34 protein-coding genes and 1 pseudogene are annotated in these 24,663 nt (G+C 45.8%); 33 read left to right on the forward strand and 2 right to left on the reverse strand.

The genetic code is table 11. From position 1 onward, the window contains the following. Positions 1 to 6 precede the first annotated feature (6 nt). From rplB to rplQ, 25 genes are all read left to right on the forward strand, one after another. Positions 7 to 840, forward strand: coding sequence for a 50S ribosomal protein L2 (rplB, locus tag OCU21_RS05735; RefSeq protein WP_261806490.1), 834 nt, complete (start codon positions 7 to 9; stop codon positions 838 to 840). Between the two features lie 33 nt (positions 841 to 873). After that, positions 874 to 1,155 carry a 30S ribosomal protein S19 gene (gene rpsS, locus OCU21_RS05740; protein ID WP_125600122.1) on the forward strand — a complete coding sequence of 94 codons (282 nt, stop codon included), beginning with the start codon at positions 874 to 876 and terminating at the stop codon, positions 1,153 to 1,155. Between the two features lie 18 nt (positions 1,156 to 1,173). Then, positions 1,174 to 1,533, forward strand: coding sequence for a 50S ribosomal protein L22 (rplV, locus tag OCU21_RS05745; RefSeq protein WP_125600125.1), 360 nt, complete (start codon positions 1,174 to 1,176; stop codon positions 1,531 to 1,533). An 11-nt stretch (positions 1,534 to 1,544) separates the two neighbouring features. Then, positions 1,545 to 2,288 (forward strand): 30S ribosomal protein S3, encoded by a 744-nt coding sequence (gene rpsC / locus OCU21_RS05750; RefSeq protein ID WP_261806491.1) that lies wholly within the window; start codon positions 1,545 to 1,547, stop codon positions 2,286 to 2,288. A 3-nt stretch (positions 2,289 to 2,291) separates the two neighbouring features. Further along, positions 2,292 to 2,726 (forward strand): 50S ribosomal protein L16, encoded by a 435-nt coding sequence (gene rplP, locus OCU21_RS05755; protein ID WP_125600131.1) that lies wholly within the window; start codon positions 2,292 to 2,294, stop codon positions 2,724 to 2,726. After that, positions 2,716 to 2,910, forward strand: coding sequence for a 50S ribosomal protein L29 (gene rpmC, locus OCU21_RS05760; protein ID WP_261806492.1), 195 nt, complete (start codon positions 2,716 to 2,718; stop codon positions 2,908 to 2,910). Before rplP ends, rpmC begins: the two co-directional genes overlap by 11 nt. 20 nt (positions 2,911 to 2,930) lie before the next feature. Beyond that, entirely contained in the window at positions 2,931 to 3,200 is a 270-nt protein-coding gene (gene rpsQ, locus OCU21_RS05765; protein WP_125600137.1) for a 30S ribosomal protein S17, read from the forward strand. A gap of 34 nt (positions 3,201 to 3,234) precedes the next feature. Then, a complete protein-coding gene (gene rplN, locus OCU21_RS05770; protein ID WP_125600141.1) occupies positions 3,235 to 3,603 on the forward strand; it encodes a 50S ribosomal protein L14 in 369 nt (122 codons plus the stop codon). Between the two features lie 41 nt (positions 3,604 to 3,644). After that, positions 3,645 to 3,956: a 50S ribosomal protein L24 gene (gene rplX, locus OCU21_RS05775; RefSeq protein WP_261806493.1), complete on the forward strand. Its 312-nt coding sequence runs from the start codon at positions 3,645 to 3,647 to the stop codon at positions 3,954 to 3,956. A 23-nt stretch (positions 3,957 to 3,979) separates the two neighbouring features. Next, a complete protein-coding gene (gene rplE, locus OCU21_RS05780; protein WP_261806494.1) occupies positions 3,980 to 4,522 on the forward strand; it encodes a 50S ribosomal protein L5 in 543 nt (180 codons plus the stop codon). A 14-nt stretch (positions 4,523 to 4,536) separates the two neighbouring features. Further along, positions 4,537 to 4,722 (forward strand): type Z 30S ribosomal protein S14, encoded by a 186-nt coding sequence (locus tag OCU21_RS05785; protein ID WP_125600150.1) that lies wholly within the window; start codon positions 4,537 to 4,539, stop codon positions 4,720 to 4,722. A gap of 35 nt (positions 4,723 to 4,757) precedes the next feature. Next, complete coding sequence (rpsH, locus tag OCU21_RS05790) at positions 4,758 to 5,156, forward strand: 30S ribosomal protein S8 (RefSeq protein ID WP_261806495.1); 399 nt, start codon at positions 4,758 to 4,760, stop codon at positions 5,154 to 5,156. 29 nt (positions 5,157 to 5,185) lie between these two features. Beyond that, positions 5,186 to 5,716 (forward strand): 50S ribosomal protein L6, encoded by a 531-nt coding sequence (rplF, locus tag OCU21_RS05795; protein ID WP_261806496.1) that lies wholly within the window; start codon positions 5,186 to 5,188, stop codon positions 5,714 to 5,716. Between the two features lie 19 nt (positions 5,717 to 5,735). Further along, the gene (rplR, locus tag OCU21_RS05800) at positions 5,736 to 6,104 is read left to right on the forward strand and encodes a 50S ribosomal protein L18 (protein WP_309297201.1); all 369 of its coding nucleotides are present in this window, start codon (positions 5,736 to 5,738) and stop codon (positions 6,102 to 6,104) included. Between the two features lie 20 nt (positions 6,105 to 6,124). Further along, positions 6,125 to 6,625, forward strand: coding sequence for a 30S ribosomal protein S5 (gene rpsE / locus OCU21_RS05805; RefSeq protein WP_261806497.1), 501 nt, complete (start codon positions 6,125 to 6,127; stop codon positions 6,623 to 6,625). A gap of 13 nt (positions 6,626 to 6,638) precedes the next feature. Beyond that, positions 6,639 to 6,824: a 50S ribosomal protein L30 gene (gene rpmD, locus OCU21_RS05810; protein WP_261806498.1), complete on the forward strand. Its 186-nt coding sequence runs from the start codon at positions 6,639 to 6,641 to the stop codon at positions 6,822 to 6,824. Between the two features lie 33 nt (positions 6,825 to 6,857). Beyond that, positions 6,858 to 7,298 (forward strand): 50S ribosomal protein L15, encoded by a 441-nt coding sequence (rplO, locus tag OCU21_RS05815; RefSeq protein ID WP_261806499.1) that lies wholly within the window; start codon positions 6,858 to 6,860, stop codon positions 7,296 to 7,298. Next, the gene (gene secY / locus OCU21_RS05820) at positions 7,298 to 8,602 is read left to right on the forward strand and encodes a preprotein translocase subunit SecY (protein ID WP_261806500.1); all 1,305 of its coding nucleotides are present in this window, start codon (positions 7,298 to 7,300) and stop codon (positions 8,600 to 8,602) included. Before rplO ends, secY begins: the two co-directional genes overlap by 1 nt. A gap of 15 nt (positions 8,603 to 8,617) precedes the next feature. Then, positions 8,618 to 9,271 (forward strand): adenylate kinase, encoded by a 654-nt coding sequence (locus OCU21_RS05825; protein ID WP_261806501.1) that lies wholly within the window; start codon positions 8,618 to 8,620, stop codon positions 9,269 to 9,271. 147 nt (positions 9,272 to 9,418) lie between these two features. Further along, a complete protein-coding gene (gene infA, locus OCU21_RS05830; protein WP_125600176.1) occupies positions 9,419 to 9,637 on the forward strand; it encodes a translation initiation factor IF-1 in 219 nt (72 codons plus the stop codon). A 33-nt stretch (positions 9,638 to 9,670) separates the two neighbouring features. Beyond that, positions 9,671 to 9,787, forward strand: coding sequence for a 50S ribosomal protein L36 (gene rpmJ / locus OCU21_RS05835; RefSeq protein ID WP_125600179.1), 117 nt, complete (start codon positions 9,671 to 9,673; stop codon positions 9,785 to 9,787). Positions 9,788 to 9,802: 15 nt separating this feature from the next. Then, positions 9,803 to 10,168, forward strand: a complete 366-nt coding sequence (rpsM, locus tag OCU21_RS05840; protein WP_125600182.1) for a 30S ribosomal protein S13 — start codon at positions 9,803 to 9,805, stop codon at positions 10,166 to 10,168. A 21-nt stretch (positions 10,169 to 10,189) separates the two neighbouring features. After that, positions 10,190 to 10,579 carry a 30S ribosomal protein S11 gene (gene rpsK, locus OCU21_RS05845; RefSeq protein WP_125600184.1) on the forward strand — a complete coding sequence of 130 codons (390 nt, stop codon included), beginning with the start codon at positions 10,190 to 10,192 and terminating at the stop codon, positions 10,577 to 10,579. A 70-nt stretch (positions 10,580 to 10,649) separates the two neighbouring features. Beyond that, positions 10,650 to 11,588, forward strand: a complete 939-nt coding sequence (locus tag OCU21_RS05850; protein ID WP_261806502.1) for a DNA-directed RNA polymerase subunit alpha — start codon at positions 10,650 to 10,652, stop codon at positions 11,586 to 11,588. Positions 11,589 to 11,612: 24 nt separating this feature from the next. Further along, complete coding sequence (gene rplQ, locus OCU21_RS05855; RefSeq protein ID WP_261806503.1) at positions 11,613 to 11,993, forward strand: 50S ribosomal protein L17; 381 nt, start codon at positions 11,613 to 11,615, stop codon at positions 11,991 to 11,993. A 267-nt stretch (positions 11,994 to 12,260) separates the two neighbouring features. Here the strand turns inward: rplQ and OCU21_RS05860 are convergent, their stop codons facing one another. Beyond that, positions 12,261 to 12,959 carry a YczE/YyaS/YitT family protein gene (locus tag OCU21_RS05860; RefSeq protein WP_261806504.1) on the reverse strand — a complete coding sequence of 233 codons (699 nt, stop codon included), beginning with the start codon at positions 12,957 to 12,959 and terminating at the stop codon, positions 12,261 to 12,263. Between the two features lie 330 nt (positions 12,960 to 13,289). Between OCU21_RS05860 and OCU21_RS05865 the strand changes: the two genes are divergently transcribed. The 8 genes and pseudogenes from OCU21_RS05865 (at position 13,290) to rpsI (ending at position 23,474) form a co-directional block, all read left to right on the forward strand. Continuing rightward, on the forward strand, positions 13,290 to 14,126 hold the full coding sequence (locus OCU21_RS05865; protein ID WP_261806505.1) for an energy-coupling factor ABC transporter ATP-binding protein: 837 nt from the start codon (positions 13,290 to 13,292) through the stop codon (positions 14,124 to 14,126). Next, positions 14,102 to 14,971, forward strand: coding sequence for an energy-coupling factor ABC transporter ATP-binding protein (locus OCU21_RS05870; protein ID WP_261806506.1), 870 nt, complete (start codon positions 14,102 to 14,104; stop codon positions 14,969 to 14,971). The genes OCU21_RS05865 and OCU21_RS05870 overlap by 25 nt, the downstream gene beginning before the upstream one ends. Continuing rightward, a complete protein-coding gene (locus OCU21_RS05875; protein ID WP_261806507.1) occupies positions 14,964 to 15,764 on the forward strand; it encodes an energy-coupling factor transporter transmembrane component T family protein in 801 nt (266 codons plus the stop codon). The genes OCU21_RS05870 and OCU21_RS05875 overlap by 8 nt, the downstream gene beginning before the upstream one ends. A gap of 1,107 nt (positions 15,765 to 16,871) precedes the next feature. Further along, positions 16,872 to 19,898 carry a non-ribosomal peptide synthetase gene (locus tag OCU21_RS05880; protein ID WP_261806508.1) on the forward strand — a complete coding sequence of 1,009 codons (3,027 nt, stop codon included), beginning with the start codon at positions 16,872 to 16,874 and terminating at the stop codon, positions 19,896 to 19,898. A gap of 188 nt (positions 19,899 to 20,086) precedes the next feature. Further along, a complete protein-coding gene (locus OCU21_RS05885) occupies positions 20,087 to 21,271 on the forward strand; it encodes an MFS transporter (protein ID WP_261806509.1) in 1,185 nt (394 codons plus the stop codon). A 234-nt stretch (positions 21,272 to 21,505) separates the two neighbouring features. Then, a pseudogene (truA, locus tag OCU21_RS05890) lies at positions 21,506 to 22,246 on the forward strand (tRNA pseudouridine(38-40) synthase TruA); the annotation flags it as partial. 374 nt (positions 22,247 to 22,620) lie between these two features. Further along, the gene (rplM, locus tag OCU21_RS05895) at positions 22,621 to 23,064 is read left to right on the forward strand and encodes a 50S ribosomal protein L13 (protein WP_125600209.1); all 444 of its coding nucleotides are present in this window, start codon (positions 22,621 to 22,623) and stop codon (positions 23,062 to 23,064) included. Positions 23,065 to 23,078: 14 nt separating this feature from the next. Then, positions 23,079 to 23,474: a 30S ribosomal protein S9 gene (rpsI, locus tag OCU21_RS05900; protein ID WP_125600212.1), complete on the forward strand. Its 396-nt coding sequence runs from the start codon at positions 23,079 to 23,081 to the stop codon at positions 23,472 to 23,474. 235 nt (positions 23,475 to 23,709) lie between these two features. Here rpsI and OCU21_RS05905 read toward each other — a convergent pair whose 3' ends face one another. Next, positions 23,710 to 24,576, reverse strand: a complete 867-nt coding sequence (locus tag OCU21_RS05905) for an Rgg family transcriptional regulator (RefSeq protein ID WP_261806511.1) — start codon at positions 24,574 to 24,576, stop codon at positions 23,710 to 23,712. Positions 24,577 to 24,663: the final 87 nt, after the last annotated feature.

Consider the following 24,663-nt stretch of genomic DNA (forward strand, 5'->3'; position numbering starts at 1 on the left):
AAACTAATGGCGATTGTTAAATACAAACCAACCAGCAATGGTCGGCGCAATATGACCGCATCAGATTTTGCTGAGATCACCAAGTCAAAGCCTGAGAAGACTTTACTGGAATCCCAATCAAAAACTGCCGGTCGTAATGCTCATGGTCATATTACGGTTCGTCACCGTGGCGGCGGTCACAAACAAAAGTACCGTGTCATTGATTTTAAACGTACCAAAGATGATGTTAAAGCAGTTGTAAAGGCGATCGAATACGATCCCAACCGGACTGCAAACATTGCTTTATTACACTACGAAGATGGGGTCAAGTCATACATTATCGCGCCTAAAGGTTTGGTCGTTGGCCAAGTCATCCAATCTGGCGATAACGCTGATATCAAGGTCGGTAATGCACTTGAATTGGCTAACATCCCTGTTGGTACTTTGGTTCACAACATTGAATTGAAACCAGGCAAGGGTGGCCAATTGGCTCGTTCAGCCGGCGCTTCGGCTCAGATCTTAGGTCATGAAGCTAAATACACCTTGATTCGCTTGACATCAGGCGAAGTACGGATGGTGCTTTCATCTGGCCGCGCTACTGTCGGTGAAGTTGGTAATGAACAACATGAATTGATCAAGATTGGTAAGGCTGGCCGTAAACGCTGGTTAGGCTTCCGTCCAACAGTTCGTGGTTCAGTTATGAACCCTAACGATCACCCTCATGGTGGTGGTGAAGGTAAAGCACCGATCGGACGTCCGTCGCCACTCTCACCATGGGGCAAGAAGACAATGGGTAAGAAGACCCGTAATTCTAAGGCTCGTTCTGAGAAGCTCATCATTCGGCACCGTAAGGGCAAATAGTCATAACTAAACACGATCGAAGGAGGTAACATAATGGGTCGCAGCTTGAAAAAAGGACCTTTTGCTGACGAGCATCTTCTGAAGAAGATCGCCGCTCAAGCAGATAGCGAGAAGAAACAAGTCATTAAAACTTGGTCACGTCGTTCTACGATTTTCCCTAGTTTCGTTGGGTACACGATCGCAGTTTATGATGGTAGAAAGCATGTCCCAGTCTTCGTCCAAGAAGATATGGTTGGCCATAAATTAGGCGAATTCGTACCAACAAGAACATTCCGCGGTCATGGCGGTAATGATAAGAAAACGGCGGCACGCTAGGAAGGAGAGATTTAGTCGATGGCAGATCAAGATCAAATCACATCAGCACGGGCAGAAGCAAAAACTGTTCGTATCGCGCCTCGTAAAGCTCGCCTTGTAGTCGATTTAATTCGTGGCAAAGGTGCTGCTGAGGCATTAGCGATTTTACAATTCACACAACGTGGTGCTTCACCAGTTGTTGCTAAAGTTTTAAAATCAGCTATTGCGAACGCTGAACATAATTATGATTTAGATGCACAGAACCTGTACGTCAGTGAAGCTTACGTTAACGAGGGTCCAACCTTGAAGCGTTTCCGTCCACGGGCGAAGGGTTCAGCATCACCAATCAATAAACGGACAAGCCACATCACCGTGGTTGTCAAAGAACGAGAAGAATAGGAGGGAAAAACGTGGGTCAAAAAGTAAATCCGATTGGATTCCGTGTTGGCGTCATTCGTGACTGGGATGCAAAATGGTATGCTGATAAAGAATACGCTGCTTACTTGCACGAAGACTTGCACATCCGTAAATACATTGAAAAAAATCTTGCTGATGCCTCGGTTTCCCAAGTGGAAATCGAACGTTCTGCTAAGCGTGTGAATGTTTCGATTCATACCGCTAAACCAGGTATGGTCATTGGTAAAGGTGGCGCGGAAGTTGAAAACTTGCGTAAAGCTTTGAATGCTTTGACTGGCAAACAAGTACACATCAACATCGTTGAAATCAAGCAACCAGATTTGGATGCTAAGTTAGTTGCTGAATCGATCGCTGCTCAATTGGAAGCACGTGTGGCTTTCCGTCGGGCACAACGTCAAGCAACACAACGGACAATGCGTGCTGGTGCTAAAGGTATCAAGACTCAGATCTCTGGTCGTTTGAACGGGGCAGATATGTCACGGGTCGAATGGCATACAGAAGGCACTGTGCCTTTGCATACATTACGTGCTGATATCGACTATTCATGGCAAGAAGCAACCACAACTTATGGTCAATTAGGTGTTAAAACCTGGATCTACCGTGGTGAGATCTTACCAGGACAAAAAGTTGTTCGTGATGCCGATACAGGCAATGACAATAAGAAACGCAACAACAATAACCGTCGTGGTCGTCGTGACCAACGCGGTGATAAGAGAGCTGCGAAAGGAGGAAAATAATCAATGTTAGTACCTAAGCGTGTTAAACATCGCCGCGAGTTCCGTGGTAAGATGCGCGGTGCTGCTAAAGGCGGCAAAGAGCTTAACTTTGGCGAATATGGCTTGCGTGCTGTGGAATCACATTGGATTACCAACCGCCAGATCGAAGCTGCTCGTATTGCGATGACCCGTTACATGAAACGTGGCGGCCGTGTTTGGATCCGTATTTTCCCACACAAATCGTACACCGCTAAAGGCGTTGGTGTCCGGATGGGTTCTGGGAAAGGTGCACCAGCAGGTTGGGTAGCACCCGTTAAGCGCGAGAAGATCTTGTTTGAGATCGGCGGCGTTCCAGAAGAAGTTGCGCGTGAAGCACTTCGTTTGGCATCTCATAAGTTGCCGATCAAGACTAAGTTTGTTAAGCGCGAGGAAGTAGGTGGCGAAGCTAATGAAGGCTAGTGAAATTAAAGGGTTAACCACTGCTGAAATGCTTGATAAAGAAAAGCAATATAAAGAAGAATTGTTCAACTTGCGCTTCCAACAGGCCACTGGTCAATTGGAAAACACCGCTCGCTTGAATCAAGTGCGGAAAAATATCGCGCGGATCAAGACAGTTCTTCGTCAGCAAGAACTTGAAAAATAATCGGAAGGGAGATTTAAAACTTGAGCGAAGAAAATCGTAATAATCGTAAGGTTTACCAAGGTCGCGTTGTTTCCGATAAAATGGAAAAGACAATCACCGTCGTGGTTGAAACTTATCATACCCACCCAACTTATGGCAAGCGTGTTAAGTATTCGAAGAAATTTTATGTACATGACGAAAACAACGAAGCAAAAGTTGGCGACATTGTTCGGATCATGGAAACTCGTCCGTTGTCTCGTTCAAAGCGCTTCCGTTTATTAGAAGTTGTTGAAAAGGCAGTTATTATCTAAAGCGCGTCAAGAATGACGAGAGGAGGAAATTATAGTGATTCAACAAGAAACTCGGCTTAAAGTTGCTGATAATTCAGGTGCTCGTGAAATCTTGACGATCAAAGTTCTTGGTGGTTCAAACCGCAAGACAGCTAATATCGGTGATGTCATCGTTGCCACGGTCAAACAAGCAACACCAGGTGGCGTTGTCAAAAAAGGCGACGTAGTCAAGGCAGTTATTGTCCGGACTCGTTCAGGCGCTCGCCGTCCAGATGGTTCGTACATTCGTTTTGACGAAAATGCCGCTGTGATCATTAACCCAGATAAGAGCCCTCGTGGTACTCGTATCTTCGGACCGGTCGCTCGTGAACTTCGTGATAACGACTTTATGAAGATTATCTCGTTAGCACCGGAAGTATTATAGTCGTAATTGAGAATTGTTCATGAGGAGGTGCACATCAAACGATGCACGTAAAAACTGGTGATAAAGTTAAAGTTATTAGCGGTAAAGACAAAGGCAAAGAAGGCAACGTCCTTAAAGTCCTCACTAAGCAAAACCGCGTGATTGTCGAAGGCGTCAACATTGTCAAGAAGCATGCGAAGCCATCTAACACTGATCCTCAAGGCGGTGTTAAGGAAATCGCAGCTGCGATCGATGTTTCTAACGTGATGCTGATCGACCCTTCAACAGACGAGCCAACTCGGGTTGGCTATCAAGTCGTTGATGGTAAGAAGGTTCGGATCTCTAAGAAATCCGGCAATCAAATCGACAAGTAAACGAGAAGGGAGGATACAACTTAATGTCAAATCGCTTAAAAGAACGCTACGTTAAAGAAATCACACCAGCAATGGTTGAGAAATTTAACTACAGCTCTGTCATGCAAGTACCAAAGATCGAAAAAATCGTTCTGAACATGGGTGTTGGTGACGCAGTAACCAACTCAAAAAACCTAGATAACGCTGTTGAAGAATTAACTTTGATCTCTGGCCAAAAACCACTGATCACTAAAGCTAAGAAATCGATCGCCGGCTTCCGTTTACGTGAAGGGATGTCCATTGGGGCAAAAGTTACGTTGCGGGGCGAACGGATGTATGATTTCTTGGATAAATTGATCAACGTTTCTTTACCTCGTGTCCGTGACTTCCATGGTGTCAGCACTCGTTCATTTGATGGACGTGGTAACTACACATTGGGTGTCAAGGAACAATTGATTTTCCCGGAAATCGATTTTGATAAAGTTGCGCGGGTCCGTGGGTTAGACATCGTCATCGTCACTACCGCAAATACTGACGAAGAAGCACGCGAATTGTTGACCCAAGTTGGTATGCCATTTGCTAAATAAAGGAGGTCACACATTTGGCTAAGAAGTCATTAGTAGTCAAGAATCACCGTCCTGCTAAGTTCTCAACACAGGAATACACACGTTGCGAACGTTGCGGACGTCCACATTCTGTATATCGCAAATTTAAGCTTTGCCGTGTTTGCCTTCGCGAATTAGCTCATGAAGGTCAGATCCCTGGCATGAAAAAAGCAAGCTGGTAATCCTAAAACGACAGGAAAGGGAGGTAAATTAATCAATGGTCATGACTGATCCAATTGCAGACTATCTAACACGTATTCGTAACGCCAACATGGTACGTCACGAATCTTTAGAAGTTCCTGCCTCAAAAATTAAGAAAGACATGTCTGAGATTCTGAAGCGCGAAGGTTTTATCCGCGATTATGAAGTGATCGAAGACGGCAAACAAGGTATCATCCGGATCACCTTGAAATACGGTCAAAATCACCAACGTGTCATTTCTGGTTTGAAGCGTATCTCTAAACCAGGCTTGCGTAGTTACGTGAAGGCTGACGATGTTCCTAAGGTACTTAACGGCTTAGGCATCGCAATCATTTCAACATCAGAGGGCGTTATCACTGATAAAGAAGCCCGTGCCAAAAACGTTGGCGGCGAAGTTTTAGCTTACGTTTGGTAATTCTCAAAAGTTAGGAGGTGTTTCATTAAATGAGTCGTATTGGCTATAAAGTAGTCGAATTGCCTGCAGGCGTTACGGTTACAAAAAACGGCGATCAAGTCACAGTTAAGGGTCCTAAAGGCGAATTAACTCGGACATTTGATCCAGCAATCACTTTGAAAGAAGAAGGCAACATCGTTTCTTTCGACCGTCCTAATGATAACTATAAAGCACTTCATGGGACGACACGTGCTAACTTCAACAACATGGTCATCGGGGTCACCGAAGGCTATGTCAAGAAAATGCAATTGGTCGGGGTCGGCTATCGTGCACAGTTAAAGGGTAAGACCTTGAGCTTAAGCGTTGGTTTGTCTCATACAGTTGAATTTGAAGCACCAGAGGGTATCACGATCGAAGTTCCGTCAAACACGGAAATCAATATCAGTGGTATCAGCAAGCAAAAAGTTGGCCAGTTGGCAGCTGAGATCCGCGCGATCCGGCCACCAGAACCTTACAAGGGCAAAGGTATTCGTTATGTTGATGAATACGTTCGTCGTAAGGAAGGTAAGACTGGTAAGTAGTTTTTAAAAAATTTATGAGGTGAACATTGTGATTTCGAAACCAGACAAGAATAAGACACGGCAAAAACGCCACACGCGTGTCCGTGGCAAAATCTCTGGTACTGCAGAGCGCCCACGCTTGAATATTTTCCGTTCTAACAAAAACATCTACGCTCAATTAATTGATGACGTAGCGGGTGTGACGCTTGCAAGTGCCTCAACTCAAGATAAAGAGTTAACAGCAACAGGAACTAAAGTTGAACAAGCGCAACAAGTTGGCGAGTTGATCGCAAAACGGGCCGAAGATAAAGGCATCAAAGCTGTTGTCTTTGACCGTGGTGGTTATCTCTATCATGGCCGTGTTCAAGCATTAGCTGAAGCAGCTCGTGAAAATGGACTGCAATTCTAAGGAAGGAGAAAACCACACATATGACTTTTATTGATCCAACTCACCTAGATTTAGAAGATCGCGTTGTTGCGATCAACCGTGTTACTAAAGTTGTCAAAGGTGGTCGTCGTTTGCGCTTTGCTGCAATCGTGATCGTTGGCGACAAAGCTGGACACGTTGGCTTTGGTACTGGTAAAGCTCAGGAAGTTCCTGAAGCGATCCGCAAAGCCGGTGAAGACGCTAAAAAGAACTTGATCGAAGTTCCAATCGTGGGCACAACGATCCCTCATGAAGTGATCGGTCATTTCGGTTCAGGCCGCGTATTGTTGAAACCAGCCGTTGAAGGTTCTGGGGTTTCTGCTGGTGGTGCCGTTCGTGCTTTGATGGAACTTGGTGGCGTTCTTGATGTCACTTCTAAGACATTGGGTACAAACACACCGATCAACGTGATCCGCGCGACGATGGATGGCTTGAAACAACTACAAACTGCTGAGCAAGTTGCTAGTCTTCGTGGTGTTTCTGTTCAAGACTTACAAAACTAGGAGGGCTTTGTTGATGGCTAAGATTAAAATCACGCTCGTACACAGCGCTGCACATCGCCTACCTGCTCAACGGAAAATCGTTAAAGAGTTAGGCTTAGGTCGGATCAGCAGTTCTGTTGTTAAACCAGATAACGCTGCGATCCGCGGTGCTATCTTTAAGATCTCACATTTGGTTGAGATCGAAGAAGTTCAAGATTAATCACAATACTCAAACAAGGAGGTGCTAGACTTCATGAACTTGCATGAATTAAAAGCTAGTGAAGGTTCCCGTCGCAATCGCAAACGTGTTGGCCGTGGTACTTCGTCAGGTCAAGGTAAAACTTCCGGACGTGGCCAAAAAGGTCAATTAGCGCGTTCAGGCGGTAAGACACGGATCGGTTTCGAAGGTGGCCAAATGCCATTGTTCCGGAGAATGCCAAAACGTGGCTTCAAGAATATCAATCGTAAAGAATATGCTATCATCAACCTCAATGATTTGAATGGTTTTGATGAAGGGACAGAAGTTACGACTGAATTGTTACTTAAATCCGGCGTGATCAAAAAAGAACTTGCCGGCGTTAAGCTGTTAGCAACTGGCGAATTAACTAAGAAACTTTCTGTTAAAGTTGCTAAGTACTCAGCTGCTGCTAAAGAAGCTGTTGAAGCTGCTGGTGGTTCGATCGAGGTGCTCTAATGCTAACGACATTGCGGAATGCATTCAAAGTCAAGGAAATCCGTAAAAAGATTTTCTTCACGCTGTTCATTTTGTTGATCTATCGTCTTGGCTCTCAGATCACTGTACCTGGGGTTGATGCATCTGCGCTGTCGAAAATCAGTGCTGGCGGGTTGATTCCTTTATTTGATACCGTCAGTGGTGGTGGTTTATCTAACTACTCACTGTTTTCGATGGGTGTCTCGCCATTCATTACCGCTCAAATCGTTATTCAGTTGTTACAAATGGATATTGTTCCAAAGTTTGTGGAGTGGAGTAAGCAAGGTGAAGTTGGTCGGCGCAAGCTGAACCAAGCAACGCGCTACTTAACGATCGTGCTTGCTTTTGTTCAGTCGATCGGGATCACGGCTGGCTTTAACTACTTAAGTAATTATGGCCTGATCAAAGATTCGACACCGCAAACCTTCGTTGTTCTGGGGATCATCCTAACCGGTGGCACGATGCTACTGACTTGGCTTGGCGAGCAGATCACGGATAAAGGAATCGGCAATGGGGTCTCCATGATCATCTTTGCCGGGATCATTGCTCGCTTACCGAGTGGAATCTATTCATTATTTGAAGAGAATATCATCAATAATTTGGATGCTTCCGCTGCGGATCTTTGGAAAGGCATTGGCATCTTGGTTCTCTTGCTTGTTGTGATCTTGTTCATCGTTTATTGGGTGACTTATGTTCAACAAGCTAATCGTAAGGTTCCGATCCAATATACCCGACGTGCGACTGGTGGCGGCAGTGAAAGCTACTTACCATTGAAAGTCAACGTTTCTGGTGTTATCCCTGTTATTTTTGCCAGCTCCTTTATTATCACGCCATCGACGATCTTGATGATCTTCCAAGCGAATCATGGTGATGAAGGCTGGTATCAAGTACTCAGCAACATCTTCAGTATGCAGACAACAGTCGGCGCACTGATCTATACCGTTTTGATCGTTCTATTCACGTTCTTCTATGCCTTTGTCCAGGTCAATCCTGAGAAGTTGGCGGAAAACTTGCAAAAGCAAGGCGCCTATATTCCTAGTGTTTGGCCAGGTAAAGAAACAGAGAAGTATTTCTCAGGCTTATTGATGCGTTTATCCACAGTCGGCTCGATTTTCTTGGGCTTGATCGCGTTGTTACCACAGTTGGCGACAAACATCTGGGGCTTACCACAATCCATTGGATTGGGTGGTACTAGTTTATTGATCGTCGTTGGGGTCGCGCTGGAAACAGCTCGTCAATTAGATGGTTTGATGATGAAACGTCAATATATCGGATTTATTCGGTAACTGGAGGCTGGAAAATTGAATTTGATTTTAATGGGGCTGCCCGGTGCTGGTAAAGGCACTCAAGCAGAACGAATCGTTGATCGATATCACTTGGCTCATATCTCTACTGGAGATATGTTTCGTGAGGCAATGGCAGCGGAGACTGCGATCGGTTTAGAGGCAAAGAAGTTTATTGACAATGGCGACTTGGTTCCTGATGAAGTGACCAACGCGATCGTTAAAGAACGTTTGCAGAAGCCCGATACTAATATCGGTTATATGTTAGATGGTTTTCCGCGAACGATCGAACAAGCTGAAGCATTAGATCAGATCGCCGCTGACTTGGCTAAGCCAGTGGATGCGGTGATCAATATCGCGGTTGATCCTAAAGTATTGGTTGATCGTCTTTCTGGTCGTTTCATCTGCCGGACTTGTGGGGCAACTTATCATAAGTTGTATAACCCACCTAAGGTAGCTGGAACTTGTGATCGGTGCGGCGGCCACGACTTTTATCAACGTGAAGATGATAAGCCCGAGACGGTCAAAAACCGTTTAGCCGTTAATATCAAAATGAATACACCGTTACTTGATTTTTACCGCGGTAAGAATTTACTTTATACCGTCAATGGTGAACAAGATATCGATCAGGTTTTTGATGAAATTAAAGCAATTTTGTCGAAATTAAATTAACTCTTGGTTCAGTGGTATAAAGTAAAGCTGAAGGCTTGGCAGAACAACTCCTTTGTGATAAACTAGGGCGGTGTCATGTCAAGTGAGTGCGGTTGCTCTCACTGTTTTTATGTATCCACGTGTTAACCAATTAGGAGGAAAATTTTTTTGGCAAAAGATGACGTAATCGAAATCGAAGGAACGATTGTCGACACCCTTCCCAATGCGATGTTCAAAGTCGAATTAGAGAACGGTCATACCGTGTTGGCGCATGTTTCTGGTAAGATCAGGATGCATTATATTCGTATACTTCCTGGCGATAAAGTTACCGTCGAATTATCACCATACGATCTCACCAAAGGCCGTATTACTTATCGGTATCGTTAAAGATATCGTATTTTCGGGAGGCTTAAATTAGAAATGAAAGTTAGACCATCAGTAAAACCAATGTGTGAACATTGCAAGATTATCAAGCGCAAGGGCCGTGTCATGGTCATTTGCTCAGCAAACCCAAAGCATAAACAACGTCAAGGCTAATAGGAGGTGTAATAGATGGCTCGTATCGCAGGTGTTGACTTACCTCGTGAAAAGCGCATCGTCATTGCTTTAACCTATATTTATGGGATCGGCAATACGACTGCTCAAAAGATTTGTAAAGACGCTGGTGTGTCTGAAGACGTTCGTTCAAAAGACTTAACACCAGATCAAGAAGACAAGATCCGTGCAGAAGTTGATAAAGTTCGAGTTGAAGGTGATCTTCGCCGTGAAGTAACTCGTGATATCAAACGTTTGCAAGATATCGGTTCATACCGTGGCATTCGTCACCGCCGTGGTTTACCAACGCGTGGTCAAAATACCAAGAACAACGCGCGGACTCGGAAAGGTCCAAAGATCTCAATCGCCGGTAAGAAGAAATAATTAGGATAAGGAGGTAAACACATGGCAGTTCGTAAAGGAAGTCGGAAACGCCGCGTCAGAAAGAATATCGAAAGTGGCGTTGCTCATATCCACTCCACTTTTAACAATACATTAGTTATGATCACTGATCCCCAAGGTAACGCAATTTCTTGGTCATCAGCTGGTGCTCTTGGCTTTAAGGGTAGCCGGAAATCAACCCCGTTTGCTGCACAAATGGCTGCTGAATCCGCTGCTAAAGAAGCAATGGAGCATGGCATGAAGGCTGTTGAAGTTGCAGTCAAAGGCCCTGGTTCAGGTCGTGAAGCTGCGATCCGTTCATTGCAAGCAACTGGTTTGGAAATCAGTGCTATCCGCGATGTTACTCCGGTACCGCATAACGGTTCCCGTCCTCCAAAGCGTCGTCGTGTTTAGTGTCGCTGATTTCTAAGATGTATCGACGCGTTCACTTAGACACACACGTTTCGAAAGGGGTAAAGATTGAATGATCGAATTTGAAAAGCCAAACATTACAAAAGTTGATGAAAGTACCAACTACGGTAAGTTTGTGATTGAACCGCTTGAACGTGGTTACGGAACGACGCTTGGCAACTCTTTAAGACGGATTTTGTTGTCGTCTTTACCTGGCTCTGCTGTCTCAAGTATTCAAATTGATGGCGTACTCCATGAGTTCTCGACCATCGATGGGGTCATGGAAGATGTCACCCAGATTATTCTGAATATTAAGAAGTTAGCATTAAAGAATCACTCCGAAGATGTTAAAGTTGTGGAGATCGACGTAGATGGCCCAGCGACAGTTACTGCCGCAGATATCAAGACCGATGACGACATCGATGTTTTGAATCCTGAACAGTATATTTGCCAAATCGCTGAGGGTGGTCATTTACACATGCAAATGACGATCAAAAATGGTCGTGGCTATATTCCCGCTGATCAGAACAAGGCTAGCGATATGCCCATTGGTGTCATTGCAATCGATTCGATTTTCACACCGATCGAAAGAGTGAACTATCAGGTCGAAAGCACCCGTGTTGGTAAGCGTAATGACTTTGATAAATTGACATTGGATGTTTGGACAAACGGTTCGATCTCACCCCGTGAAGCAATTAGTCTCGCTGCAAAGATCCTTTCTGATCACCTAAATATTTTTGTGGACTTGTCTGATGAAGCCAAGAATACAGATATCATGGTTGAGAAGGAAGAAACGCAGAAGGAAAAGAAACTTGAAATGACGATCGAAGAACTCGACTTGTCAGTTCGTTCTTATAACTGCTTGAAACGGGCCGGGATCAACACAGTCCAAGAATTGACCAATAAAACTGAAGCAGATATGATGAAGGTTCGTAACCTTGGCCGCAAGTCCTTGGAAGAGGTCAAAGCTAAGTTGATCGATCTTGGTCTATCATTACGCTCAGACGATTAATTAACACTAAAGGGAGGTTAGACTATGAGTTACCGCAAATTAGGCCGAACATCTTCACAACGGAAGGCAATGTTACGCGATTTAACGACTGATCTGTTGATCAATGAACGTATTGAAACAACTGAGACACGCGCTAAAGAAATCCGTCGTTCTGTTGAAAAGATGATCACTTTAGGCAAACATGGCGATTTGCATGCACGCCGTCAAGCTGCTGCCTTTGTCCGCAACGAGATCGCTTCTGTTCATGAAGAAGGCGACGATGTTGTTGTACAATCCGCTTTGCAAAAGCTTTTCAGCGATATTGCACCGCGTTACGCCGATCGTAACGGTGGTTACACTCGCATCCTCAAGACGACCCAACGTCGTGGCGATGGTGCCCCAATGGTTATCATTGAATTAGTGTAATCAACCTCACGATTTCAAATAAGCACGATTAATTTCGGCCAATTTTCATTTCATAGGTGTGAGCGCGAGCGTTACGATGATGGGGACCCACCAAGTCTAGCTTAGATGGGCAGCATTGCCTGTCCCACCTATGAATGATTATTGTACATAACACAGATCGAACTGATCGTTGACCAGTTTGATAAATAAATAAGCGATCGGCCCAGAGAAAAATGGGTCGGTCGCTTATTTTGGTCTTGGTTTTCTGCTAGCAAGATTTGGGCCAAATCATTCATATTCTTCTGAGCTACTATTATTTATCGGCAGAGCTGTTTTCAAATCGATCCAGTTGATCAGACTTTGTAGACGTTGATCCCAAAAAACAATCAAAGGACCAGTGAAAAAGGCGACAATGATCGTGACGATACCCACAGGCCCACCAACAAAGTAAGCGCCAAGGGTGAAGAGCACGTCTTGGGTGATCCGAATGATTCTATACTTACCATGGGTCAAAGTGACCAGGATCGGCGTTATGGCGTCGTAAGGAGCCACACCTGTGTCAGCAGTGATATAAGCGGCAACCCCAAAAGTGAAGATCAAAAGCCCAATCACCGCGACAAGGATTTTGGTGATGAGCGTTGTTGGTCCCGGCAAAATCAATTTATATAGCCAATTGAAGAGTTGAATGTAATAGCCGATCAATACCATATTGAAGATCGTTCCAGTGCCGATCAATTTTCGCGCCATAATAAAAACAAAAATCAGAATAACGAAATTGACACTCAATTGATAGGTACCCAAGCTGATCTGAAATAGTTTGGCCAGACCAACATTGGTTGCTGAATAAGGATCCATTCCCAGATCAGCGATCAAGAGCAGCGTTGCACCGATCGCTTGGATCGTCACCCCGATAAAGGACATCAGCGAACGCCAGAAGTAGTTCTTTGGACCTTGGGGCGCAAGCCTTGCCAGAAAATGTTTGATCATAAAGACTTCCTTTTCTTCCAAAATTAGGTTGAGCAGTGGGATCAGCCGACGCAGGATCATTATGAAGATCTTGGTTTCAATTGTATAGACCCAGCAAAAAAAATACAAGCTTTTGACTGAAAATGAGTGCGTCGGTTATTGAGTGTAGGCCTTGCTGACGCTGCCAGCGAATAAAAGACCAGAATAGGGTAGACTTTTAGATTTGTTTTAAAGGGTCACCCGTCTTGCTCTGATAATTTTATCGGCGACTTGATTTTTTTGACGGCTCAGGACCACGCCTCTTGGTGGAATATGGTAGAATGTTATCAATGATTAATTGGGGGTGCGGCCGTGGAACCGCTGATTCGGTTAGAACATTTGACTTACACATACAATAATAGCAGTGTCCCAGCGCTGAACGACGTCTCATTGACGATCGCAGCGGGCCAGTGGATCGCGATCGTTGGTCATAATGGTAGTGGCAAGAGCACTTTGGCCAAAACCTTGAATGGCCTGATCGAACCACAACAGGGCCAAGTCTTTTTCAATGGGACCTTGTTAGATGAGGATTCAGTTTGGGCGATCCGTCGGAAAATCGGGGTGGTTTTTCAAAGTCCGGACAATCAATTCGTTGGCGCCACTGTCGCAGACGATGTTGCGTTTGGGATGGAAAATAATGGTGTCCCACGGGCGGAAATGGTTCCCCGAGTGGCCGCGGCTTTGGCTCAGGTACGCATGAGTGAGTATGCCGCTCATGAGCCTGCTCGTCTTTCTGGCGGGCAGAAGCAACGGGTGGCTTTAGCTGGCGTTTTGGCGCAACAACCGGAAGTGATCATTCTGGATGAGGCGACTAGTATGCTGGATCCACAGGGACGACAAGACGTGGTCAGCTTGATGACTCAGTTACAGGCGGCTGGAAATTTCACGATCATTTCGATTACCCATGACATTGATGAGGCAGCTTTGGCCGATCAAGTGATTTTAATGGATGATGGCCGCCTGATCCAACAAGGACCACCGGCAACGATTTTCAATGAAGGGGCGTTATTGCGTCGGCATGGATTGACTGTGCCCTTGAGTGAACAAGTACGAACAGGATTAGTGAAGCAAGGCGTACCATTGTCAGATCAATACTTAAGTGAGGAGCAGTTGGTCAGCGAATTATGGACATTACATTTAAACAAGTAAGCTATACCTATCAGGCAAATTCGCCAATGGCAACTCAGGGATTACGGGATGTCACGCTGCATTTTGCCAGCGGGAGCTATAATGCGATCATTGGTCAGACCGGGAGCGGGAAATCCACGTTGGTCCAGCATCTCAATGGGTTGCTGATCCCAACCGCCGGTCAAGTGATCGTTGGTCAACAAGTGATCACGCCACTGACCAAGAATAAGGCTTTGCATGATCTGCGACGTCAGGTGGGGTTGGTTTTTCAGTTCCCTGAAAGTCAATTATTTGAAGAAACTGTTCTGAAAGACGTGGCCTTCGCGCCGAAAAACTTTGGAAAAACGCCGGCTGAAGCAACGGCGATCGCACAGCAAGCACTACGACTCGTCGGTATTGGCCCTGAGTTAGAGGAAAAAATGCCCTTTGATCTTTCCGGCGGTCAAATGCGTCGAGTGGCGATCGCCGGGGTTTTGGCGATGGAACCAGAAGTTCTGGTTCTGGATGAGCCGACGGCGGGGTTGGATCCGGTTGGCCGTGAGGAAATGATGCGATTATTCGCGCAGATCCAGCGGGAGCGTCACTTGACCGTGATCCTGGTTACCCATCAAATGGATGATGTGGTCCGCTATGCAGATCAAGTCGTTGTTATGGAACAAGGTCATCCCTTGAAAGTCGGCAGTCCTCGGGAGATCTTTGCCGATCCGCTTTGGTTGCAGGCGCATAATCTGGAATTGCCCAGCACTGGTCAGTTGGTGGCACGTTTGCGGCAGCAAGGGTTTAAGTTTACGAGCTTACCACTGACTGTCCCAGAATTATTGGCTCAATTGACACCACAGTTAAGGCGGGTGCCAGTGGATGGATAAACTGATTCTGGGACGTTATTACCCCGGGGATTCCTTTGTGCATCGTTTGGATCCTCGGCTTAAATTGATTCTTAATATTCTATTTATTATTTTGATTTTTATTGCCCAGCATTGGCCCAGTTATCTGTTGCTAGGTTTAGTCGTAATTGCCAGCGTTTGGGCTTCAGGAATCTCCCTACGCTTCTTTCTCCGTGGGTTACGACCGATGCTAGTGTTGATCATTTTCACCGTGGGCTTGCAACTCTTTTTCACCAGCGGGCAGCATGTTTATTGGCAATGGGGGATCTTGTCGATCAGCCAAGAAGGTCTGATCAATGCTGCTTACATTGCAGTTCGGTTCCTGTTGATCATTTTCATGTCGACTTTATTGACTTTGACGACACAACCCCTGGAGATCGCAGATGGACTGGAATATTTGATGAAACCGTTAAAAGTGGTCAAGTTTCCTGTTAATGAAGTTGCCTTGATGCTCTCGATCGCGTTGCGTTTTGTGCCTAAACTGATGGATGAGACCACTAAGATCATGAATGCCCAACGCGCTCGCGGTGTTGATTTCAACAATGGTGGGTTGATCAAACGAGCTAAGGCGTTATTGCCATTGCTGATACCTTTGATGATGAGCAGTATTGATATTGCCTCTGATCTTACCACGGCGATGATTTCTCGCGGTTACCGTGACGGCGAGGGGCGCAGTCGTTACCGGATTTTGAAATGGCGGCCAACCGATACAGTGATCTTAGCCGCCTCAGGAGTTTTAACGGTGGGCTTGATCGTCCTCGAACACTTCTTATAGAAGAATTCAATGCGATCAACACATCGGCAGCAACACGCTCTGATCTTGTAGGTCAAGGAAATTCAGTTGGATCAGCCACATCAAAAAACTACTCAAGCAGCCATGACGACTGCTTTGAGTAGTTTTTTAGTTGGTTCCAACGCATATTTTCTAGTATTCCGGATATTTGCGCAAACGACCTACCTGCAACATAGGGAACCTATTAGATTTGATTGCAGATAAATGGCAAGCATTGAAAATCAATGGTCAACATCTTGATTTTAGCTTTGAAAATCGCCAATTTTTAATCATCAGGGCATCAATTCTGAGAATCATCATAATGATGACCGGAAAAAGAGGCCTTAAGTCCCAATCCGATGAGCCGATCATAATAGCTTGTTTATCGTCGCTGAGGGCGCCCTTATTTGCTTCATCGCCATTCTCATGAAAATCAGGTACCAAGTGTGCAAATAAATAGTAGCATCTATTTCTGAGAATTTATATGGCCTTATTAATAATTATAATATTGTATAATTTCCTGCTCTATTAACTATATTGATTTTTAGCCTTCACTTAGATTTAAACTTACGATTCCTTTTAAATTGGCGATAATCAGGATTTTTAAAAAATCAAAGTGGGTTTTTAAAATAAATATTGGTGCGGTGTTGAAAGACATTGCTGAAATAAAAATATTCATTTGGTCTAACAATCAAATTAAATGATCACTTTGAATTAAAAAGTATTAAAAAATATTGACTTTATTCTAATTTAGTTTTATTATGGTTACCAATCACATGTGATATCGTGCGCGAACCCTATGGTGGAAGCGACGTTGTCTAGTCACGAAATAGGGTGAAGTGTTTTTTGATCGATCATCGTTGTGAGAAATGCAGGAAGCCAATATTGGGTCTGGGTGCTGCTGACATTAGGATTTACGATAGAACGCTCAGCAGTTATTGGTGGGAGTAAATACTGAAAGTAGTCTTGGCCTTTGGACTCTGCCAAGTTTGGCAGGGTTTCTCAGTCAAGATGAGTTAATGGGCGAAAAAAGTTGAATGATCAAACATGATGGGGAATAGGAGGGAGCTAAATGAGGCGGACAATGGTCTCATTTGGTTATCAATCGAGATGAAAAATATCAAAATGGCGCCAACAATTGATGTGTTCGGAGAATTTAGCGCTAAGGTTGCCAATTCCCCTGACGAAATCATGATCTTAACGGCATCCCAACAAATAACCTATCGGCAGATGTGCCAGGAGGTTGTCACCCTGGCCGCCAGCCTTCAACGTCAGGTCGCCGGTGAAAAGGTGCGGATCCTGCTGTACTTGCCCCATTCATACAAAATCATTGTCAGTGTTTTGGCGGTGTTGAAGCTGGGTTATAGCTATGTACCCGTGCGTCATGGTGCCACAGCGGCGGATATCGCTAAAATCGCCGCGGCCTGTCAGACGAAGTTCGTCATTACCGCTGAGGAAGACGATCCTCGTTTGGCCGGATTGGCCCAGATCGTTCTTGATCAGTCGCCGATGATGCTGGTACCCGCGGACGCCGCTGATCATCACCTCTATCAACCGGATGAAGAGTTGTACGTCTTGTTCACCTCAGGCAGTACCGGCGTGCCCAAAGGATGTGCCGTCAGCGCAGGCAATGTTAGTTATATTTTGCATAATTTAAAAACAATTGCCCAATATGAACCCGACGATGTGGTTTGCTTTAGCACGCCTTATACCTTTGATGTGGCGGTCAGTGAGATCTACGCTTTTACCCTCGATCCGAAAATATTGGTCTATGATAGTTCGGAGTATGCCGAGTTCAAGCGTTTCCCCGACGTGGCTTACGCCAACCACGTCACCCATATGGCGGTTTCGCCCTCTAGCTTACTCAATATGATCAAGGTTTATCGTGAGGAGCAGTTGCGGCGGCTTTTCGCCCACATGAAATGCATGATGGTGGCCGGTGAAGCTTTCAAGCCGGAACTAGCCAAGGCCTGGAACCGCAACGACTGGGATTTCAGGTTGATCAACTTATACGGTCCCACCGAGGCGACCGTTTACGCCACGGCTTACGAGTTGGTCAAGGGCAACGATTATGGCACCAATATTCCGATTGGTCAACCATTGGCAGGTTGCCATTATCAAATCGAACATCCGAACGCGAGTGGCGTCGGCGAATTAGTTTTATCCGGCCAAGGAATTGCCCACGGCTATCTGAACAACCAAGCTGAAAATAAAAAAAGATTCCGTGATGTTGCTGGCGTCAGATCATTTCGGACAGGTGACCTGGTCAGCCAGGAAAATAGCCAGATCATCTTCCATGGGCGTAACGATCAGCAGGTCCAAATCAATGGGATCCGAGTGGAATTGGGCGAAATTGAATCCCGGATTTCCGAGGACCAGGAGATCACTGACGCGGTGGTTTTCAGTGATGGCGCCACGATTTCCGCGGTCGTCACCGCCGCCAATCAAGCTTTAGATGTGCCGGCATTGCAGAAACGTCTGATCAGTCGGATGCCCCGCTACATGATCCCCAGTGACATTCGTGTGCTGGCGCAACTTCCTTTGAACGCCAGTAATAAAGTTGATCGCAAACAACTGAAGCAGCTATTCCAACCAGCCGCGGCCACTAACGCCGCAACACCAGCGGCCACGGATCAGAGCACCGAAATTTTGGTCGGCTTGATGCAACGGGTACTTGCTAATAAGACTAAGCAGCAGTTTGACGCCCAGACCGATTTCTTTCGCGCTGGCGCGGATTCGCTGGATACGATTGGCTTATTGTCTGAAATTGAGACGACATTTGGCGTGGCGATCAGCGTCGACCAGGTGTATCAGTTGCGCACCGCGGAGAAACTGATCAGGCAAATTCAGCGCGAATCCAATTCGACGGCAGCCAACGCCGGGGCCGAACTAGCGTGCGGGGCTGCTTCAAATAACGATCAGGCTATCGCAAGTCTCAGCAAGCAGGTGGGCGCCTTCTTATTCGCGCCGAACGGGGTGGTTAAGCAGGCCACCTATGAGGCGCTTTACTTACAGCGGTTTTATTACGATAAATTCGCCAAGAACACCTTGCCGTTTGTTTTTAAAGCCAATGACAATGCCAGTGTCGTCGCGATCGAACAGGCGATTCGCCAGTTGTTGCAGGAGAACGTACTGCTTTACGCGAAAATTGTCAAGCGGCACGGCAAATTGCTTTTCGAAGATTACGCGGTGCCCGCCGATTTGAAGATCCCGGTGATCAGAGTCCAAGGGGACGCGCCGCGATTCAATGACTTCGTGATCGCGAACTATGAAGATGAGCTGTTTTATGCCCGCTACCATCAAGGTTTCTTGGCTGTCTGGCTGATTCTGGTCTATGACACCCATACCGAAGTGGTGGGGTTGTTCGATCATACCGTGGCCGACGCGCCAAGTTTGACGGCGATCCGTGATCGACTCAGTGTCCTCCTCAGCCCTGGCGACCATCCCCTAGTCGCGGTGCCACCCTATCGAGACTATTGCGCGTTGATCCGGCAGAACAATACTGATCCTGCCGCAATTTTGAATAATTGGTACATTCAAGCATTAAAGAACTGCGCGGTGGCTCATCATGAAGTGGTGTTGGCCGATCTAGGTAGCATCGACAGTTGCCTCGTCGAAAAAGATTTCACCTTTGTGGATAGCGTGGATGCGACGATTCAGACCGCCTACCTGGTCGGCCAGCGGCTTTTACCTCTGCTTGACCAAAGCGCGGTGGCCGTGCGCACCATTATGAATATTCGCAACCTCCCGGGATTCACCTTTAACAAAACCGTGGGTGATCTGCATGTTAGCATGTCATTTCCCTACTATCAGACGGATATTTACGCGGCGTTTAAAGCCAGAGCACAGCGCGTCCTGAGCTTGTTTGCCACTGAGAATTTCCGGCATTCTTCGATTTTAGAGGATGATGCCTTTAAAGATGACCCGGACCGTAATCAGATCAAGGCCATTGTTAGCGCCGCGGATTTGGTGGTAGTGAACTTCTTGGGTCGCGTGACGAATCAGGAGCTTGAAGCATTCAGGCGAGATGTGGTGACCATTCAAAAGCGATTGAACGCCAGTGATCCGCGGGTGTATGTGACCGCGGTGGAAAATAAGGGCACGTTAGCGATTTTCAATAACAGAGGCTTACGGTAAATAGAGGCTTACAGTGATAATGAAAATTTTGGTAGTAAGAATAACGAAGCGTGGTGATTGACGACCAACACCAAGTCAACGGGGCAACTCCGCCGGCGGATCCAGCCACGACAATCGTGGCGTTCGGTCCAGACTTGATCATTGGCGTGCCTTGATCCGCGAATCGAAGTGAATGGATCTGATCAGGGATGAATAAGAATAAAATATATTTATTTTCAAGTCGAAGTATTTCCAAGATCGGGGACGTGCTGTTCGATTATGGCAACGTCACTTGGATGGCGGGACTTAGCGCCGGCATGGCCGCTAAGTATGTAGCGTTATACCAATCGGTCCAATCAGTCGTTTCCATCATCTTTAATTTATTCGGCGGAGCGGTGGCTGATAAAGCGAATCGGAAAAAGTTGATCGTCATGGCCAACGTTTTGAGCGGATGCGCCTGCATCATCATCTCGTTGTTCAATCAAACCGCCACCATGGCTTTGGGCATGATCGTGGTTAATTCATTCTTGGCGCTCATTGGCGCTTTCTCCAGTCCGGCGTATAAATCGATCATTCCTTTAGTCATGAAAAAGGATGATATCCTAAATTTCAACGCCAATATGGAAACGGCGATCCAGATCATTAATGTTAGTGTGCCAGTGCTGGCGTTACCTTTGGTGAAACTCGTTGGCGTTCGCGGCGCGTTGTTGATCGATGGGGTTTCGTTTTTCATCAGCGCCTTACTCAACAGTTTCATTGTCGCCCGTGATCCTAACACGTCTCGGGTTGGCAAACGCCCCGGCATTCTTGTTAGTATTTTCGATGGGCTCAAATATGTGCTTCATGATGCGACTGTCCGGCTACTGCTGATCGTCTCCGCGCTGATCAACCTGTTTCTGGCCGGCTATAATTATCTGTTGCCCTTTGGCGGAAATATTTTTATGGACAATAGAGCTTATGCTATGCTCCTTAGTTCGGGGGCGATCGGCTCGATCATTGGCGCGTTCATGTCTAATAAAATCAGAAAAAGTATCAGTGTCTTTTCATTGCTAGGCTGGTTGGCCGCCAGTGGTGTGTTTATTGTCTTGATGGCCCTGTCACCTAATCTTGTCGGCACGATCATCGCCAACGCGATTTTTGAAATCTGCTTGACGATCTATAACGTCCAGTTCTTTAGTATTTTACAAATGAGCGTGAACGATGAAATTCAAGGCCGGGTTTTTAGCGCCGTCTTTACGGTGGCGGTCTTGTTCATGCCGGTGGGCACTTGGATGTTCTCCGAGTTCGTTTCGATCCGGGCCAAATGGGGCTTCCTGTTTGCCGGCTTGGGCATTTGCGTCACGGCGCTCATCGGGATGAGTTACGAGAAAATCTGGCGGAAGAGTAGTCATTAGGCTGGTCCATGCGCGTTGTCGATGTTCGTTGATCGAGCTCGTAGAATTTAACGTTTCCTCTTGCAATCATTTTTTATTGAGCGCAAACGTGTTATCATTTGACTAAGAGAATTACGCCTAAAACAAATAGGGGCATCCGTCTAGTAAAAGAAGGGGTGCCACTTTTTTGAAGACAAGATCCGCCGGACGGATCTGACCGACGAGACTGATCAATGGAAAGGGGAGAGTGACTGAATGCCACGTTATCGGGTCACCGTCGCATATGACGGGACGAATTTTGCTGGATTTCAGCGCCAACCCCAGCAGCGGACTGTTCAAGGCACGCTGGAACAGGCCCTGACCAAAATGACAAAAGGCCAGTTTGTGAAAGTCCAGGGGTCTGGCCGAACCGATGCCGGCGTTCACGCCCATGGTCAGGTGATCAATTTCGATTATCCGAAAGAATTACCGCCACGCAATATGCGTTTGGCGCTGAACAGTTTGTTGCCCTTAGATATGGAAGTGGTGGCCAGTCAGCTGGCCGCGCCGGATTTTCACGCCCAATTCGATACCATTGGCAAATGCTATCGCTATCAAGTCAGTCGCGGGCGTTTCACCGACCCTTTTCGGCGCTTTTATACCGGGCACTATCCTTATCCTTTGGATGTGGCGCTGATCCAACAAGCGTTATCTGACTTGCTAGGTGAACATGATTTCACCAGCTTTGCAGCCAGTGGCGGTGTCATTAAAAATAAAGTGCGGACGATTTATCGCGCCACAGTCGTTGAGGATCCGGCTGATCATGAACTGACCTTTGAATTCATTGGCAATGGTTTTCTATATAATATGGTGCGGATCCTGGTGGCGACTGCTTTGGAGATCGGCAATGGCAGACGGGCGCCAGATGACTTTCAACGGCTGTTACAGATTGGTGATCGTCAAGAGGCTCGGGGCACTGCACCGGCCAGTGGACTTTACTTGGAAAAAGTTTTCTATCCCGGCGATGAAGCAGAGCTCACTAGTCTTAGCCAGATCGAGATCGTCAAACCGTTGGTACCCAAGCGGTTTTCGCCGGAATGGCGGCAGGAGCCAGATTGGGAGAACAAGCTTTAGGCGCAACCCCGACCAGGTCCCGCTTCAGTACAGTAGCCCTGCTTAGCGTCGCTTAATTTTGCGCTTCGACTATTTTATGGGGAAGTAACGTCCCACCATGAAAAGAAAAATAGTTAAAACTTTGGGATAATCACCGATTTTCATTGACTTCAGGGCTTATTTTCGGTAAACTAGTCGTTGGTATTTGTTTGCCCCACGATAGGCCCCGGAAATCTTATTGAGTGTCAAACAAAACATTATTTATGGAGGAATTTATCGTGCGTACAACACCTTTGGCAAAACCAGGCGAAATCGAACGTAAATGGTATGTGATCGATGCGACAGACCTTGTATTAGGTCGTTTATCTGTTGCAGCAGCGACAATCTTGCGCGGCAAGAACAAGCCACAATTCACACCTAACGTCGATACTGGTGACAATGTAATCATCATCAATGCATCTAAACTTAAATTAACTGGTAAGAAAGCAACTGACAAGTTGTATCAACATCATAGTGATCATCCCGGTGGTTTGAAGACACGGACGGCTGGTGATTTGCTGGCGAACAATCCTGTTCGTTTAGTTGAATTATCGATCAAAGGCATGTTACCTAAGAACACGTTGGGTCGCCAACAGTTCAGCAAGTTACATGTTTATGCTGGTGCTGATCATGAACACCAAGCACAGAAGCCAGAAATCTTAGACGCTTCAACTATTAAATAAGGGAGGAAATTATAGTGGCACAACAAGTAACTTATATCGGCACAGGCCGTCGTAAAAATTCAGTTGCGCGTGTTTTCCTCGTTCCCGGAACAGGCAAAATCACGATCAACAAGAAATCAGCTGATGACTACATGCCATTCGCAAGCCTGATTTTAGACATGAAACAACCTTTAGCTTTGACTGAAACAGAAGGCGCTTATGACGTTAACGTGAACGTTAACGGCGGCGGTTTCTCAGGTCAAGCCGGCGCGATCCGTCATGGTATCGCTCGTGCTTTGTTAAACGTTGACCCTGACTTCCGTAGCGTTCTAAAGAGCGCCGGCATGTTGACTCGTGACCCTCGGATGAAGGAACGAAAGAAGCCAGGTTTGAAAAAGGCTCGTAAAGCTTCACAGTTCTCAAAACGTTAATATTTCCAGCATATCAATGTTTCGAACACTCACTAGATTATCTAGTGGGTGTTTTTTTGCTATCTGGCTCGGTGAAACGGGTATTGAGCATATAAAAAAGAATTCCAGTGCGCTAACATGAAGCGACTGGAATATTCTGATTGGAATCGGACGAAATGAATTGGTTAAGCACGTTGAGCAACAACTATTTGCAAAAAAGCGGCAAGGATCGTTGCCATTTTTCGTAGGAAACTGGTCAATCCGCTACAACATCTTCAATATTGTAGTAATTTTTGAGCAGATTTTTCCATGAATTGATCTCGAATAACGCTAAGATGCTTAAGAGTTGACGAATTTCAGAATCACTCTGATACTCCGCGGGGGGCAAGACTGTGATTCTCTTAAAGAAACGGGACAAGACACAGGTGATAAGATCATCTTGATTGGGTTGTATAGAATCCAGATGATTTAGGGTGACCTGCAACAGGTCATCAGAGTCGCGTTCCAAAGCAAGGCGAAGGCAATTTCGTAATAAAATCCCGAGATAACGCGAGGTATAATTCTTTTCCTGATAATCTAGCATTTTGGCAATAGCTGAATTGAGGCTGCTAATGAGATGTTCGGTTTCAAATAGGTAGCAACAATTGGCAAACATGGATAACTCAAAACGCCCCCATGTCTCAACTCGGTCAAGGTGTTGTGTTATCTTTTTTATTTTAGGCGCCAGTTCGTTCAGGTGATCAATTTCGATGGGCAATTGATGTCGAGGAAGTTCCGCAAGATCGATTTCTAACAGTTGATATTCAAAATATAAGTCGCCGGTTTCTTGAAATTTCTGTTGAATTAGTTTTTCAGCCTGAGCACTTTCTTGGGGATTTTTACTGAACAACTGTTTAGTCAATTGACGCTTTTCGGAAAGATGATTTTCATTAAACAAGTACATATATTCATCGAGAGTGATATTCATTCTCTCCAAATAGCTGATGGCATATTCTAAACTTAACTTGGTATGACGATTTTCGAAGACGGCAATTGCACTTCGGGAGGAAATACCCTGCGCCAATTTTTCCTGGCTGATGCCGCGCTCTTTTCTTAACTTGGCAAATAATTCTGCATGCTCCATTTTATGCTCCTTTTTTGTTACATGACACTACAAAACAATCCATTATCAATTATATGTCGTATTATAAGCGAAAACATCAGAATAGCA

The sequence above is a fragment of the Lapidilactobacillus luobeiensis genome, assembly GCF_024345205.1.
GTDB classification, from domain to species: domain Bacteria; phylum Bacillota; class Bacilli; order Lactobacillales; family Lactobacillaceae; genus Lapidilactobacillus; species Lapidilactobacillus luobeiensis.

Coding starts and splice junctions, on each gene's coding strand:
- rplB (WP_261806490.1), top strand. CDS start 7: ATGGCGATTGTTAAATACAAACCAACCAGCAATGGTCGGCGCAATATG.
- rpsS (WP_125600122.1), top strand. CDS start 874: ATGGGTCGCAGCTTGAAAAAAGGACCTTTTGCTGACGAGCATCTTCTG.
- rplV (WP_125600125.1), top strand. CDS start 1,174: ATGGCAGATCAAGATCAAATCACATCAGCACGGGCAGAAGCAAAAACT.
- rplP (WP_125600131.1), top strand. CDS start 2,292: ATGTTAGTACCTAAGCGTGTTAAACATCGCCGCGAGTTCCGTGGTAAG.
- rpmC (WP_261806492.1), top strand. CDS start 2,716: ATGAAGGCTAGTGAAATTAAAGGGTTAACCACTGCTGAAATGCTTGAT.
- rplX (WP_261806493.1), top strand. CDS start 3,645: ATGCACGTAAAAACTGGTGATAAAGTTAAAGTTATTAGCGGTAAAGAC.
- rplE (WP_261806494.1), top strand. CDS start 3,980: ATGTCAAATCGCTTAAAAGAACGCTACGTTAAAGAAATCACACCAGCA.
- rpsH (WP_261806495.1), top strand. CDS start 4,758: ATGGTCATGACTGATCCAATTGCAGACTATCTAACACGTATTCGTAAC.
- rplF (WP_261806496.1), top strand. CDS start 5,186: ATGAGTCGTATTGGCTATAAAGTAGTCGAATTGCCTGCAGGCGTTACG.
- rpsE (WP_261806497.1), top strand. CDS start 6,125: ATGACTTTTATTGATCCAACTCACCTAGATTTAGAAGATCGCGTTGTT.
- rpmD (WP_261806498.1), top strand. CDS start 6,639: ATGGCTAAGATTAAAATCACGCTCGTACACAGCGCTGCACATCGCCTA.
- rplO (WP_261806499.1), top strand. CDS start 6,858: ATGAACTTGCATGAATTAAAAGCTAGTGAAGGTTCCCGTCGCAATCGC.
- secY (WP_261806500.1), top strand. CDS start 7,298: ATGCTAACGACATTGCGGAATGCATTCAAAGTCAAGGAAATCCGTAAA.
- rpmJ (WP_125600179.1), top strand. CDS start 9,671: ATGAAAGTTAGACCATCAGTAAAACCAATGTGTGAACATTGCAAGATT.
- rpsM (WP_125600182.1), top strand. CDS start 9,803: ATGGCTCGTATCGCAGGTGTTGACTTACCTCGTGAAAAGCGCATCGTC.
- rpsK (WP_125600184.1), top strand. CDS start 10,190: ATGGCAGTTCGTAAAGGAAGTCGGAAACGCCGCGTCAGAAAGAATATC.
- OCU21_RS05850 (WP_261806502.1), top strand. CDS start 10,650: ATGATCGAATTTGAAAAGCCAAACATTACAAAAGTTGATGAAAGTACC.
- rplQ (WP_261806503.1), top strand. CDS start 11,613: ATGAGTTACCGCAAATTAGGCCGAACATCTTCACAACGGAAGGCAATG.
- OCU21_RS05860 (WP_261806504.1), bottom strand. CDS start 12,959: ATGATCAAACATTTTCTGGCAAGGCTTGCGCCCCAAGGTCCAAAGAAC.
- OCU21_RS05870 (WP_261806506.1), top strand. CDS start 14,102: ATGGACATTACATTTAAACAAGTAAGCTATACCTATCAGGCAAATTCG.
- OCU21_RS05875 (WP_261806507.1), top strand. CDS start 14,964: ATGGATAAACTGATTCTGGGACGTTATTACCCCGGGGATTCCTTTGTG.
- OCU21_RS05880 (WP_261806508.1), top strand. CDS start 16,872: ATGAAAAATATCAAAATGGCGCCAACAATTGATGTGTTCGGAGAATTT.
- OCU21_RS05885 (WP_261806509.1), top strand. CDS start 20,087: ATGAATAAGAATAAAATATATTTATTTTCAAGTCGAAGTATTTCCAAG.
- OCU21_RS05905 (WP_261806511.1), bottom strand. CDS start 24,576: ATGGAGCATGCAGAATTATTTGCCAAGTTAAGAAAAGAGCGCGGCATC.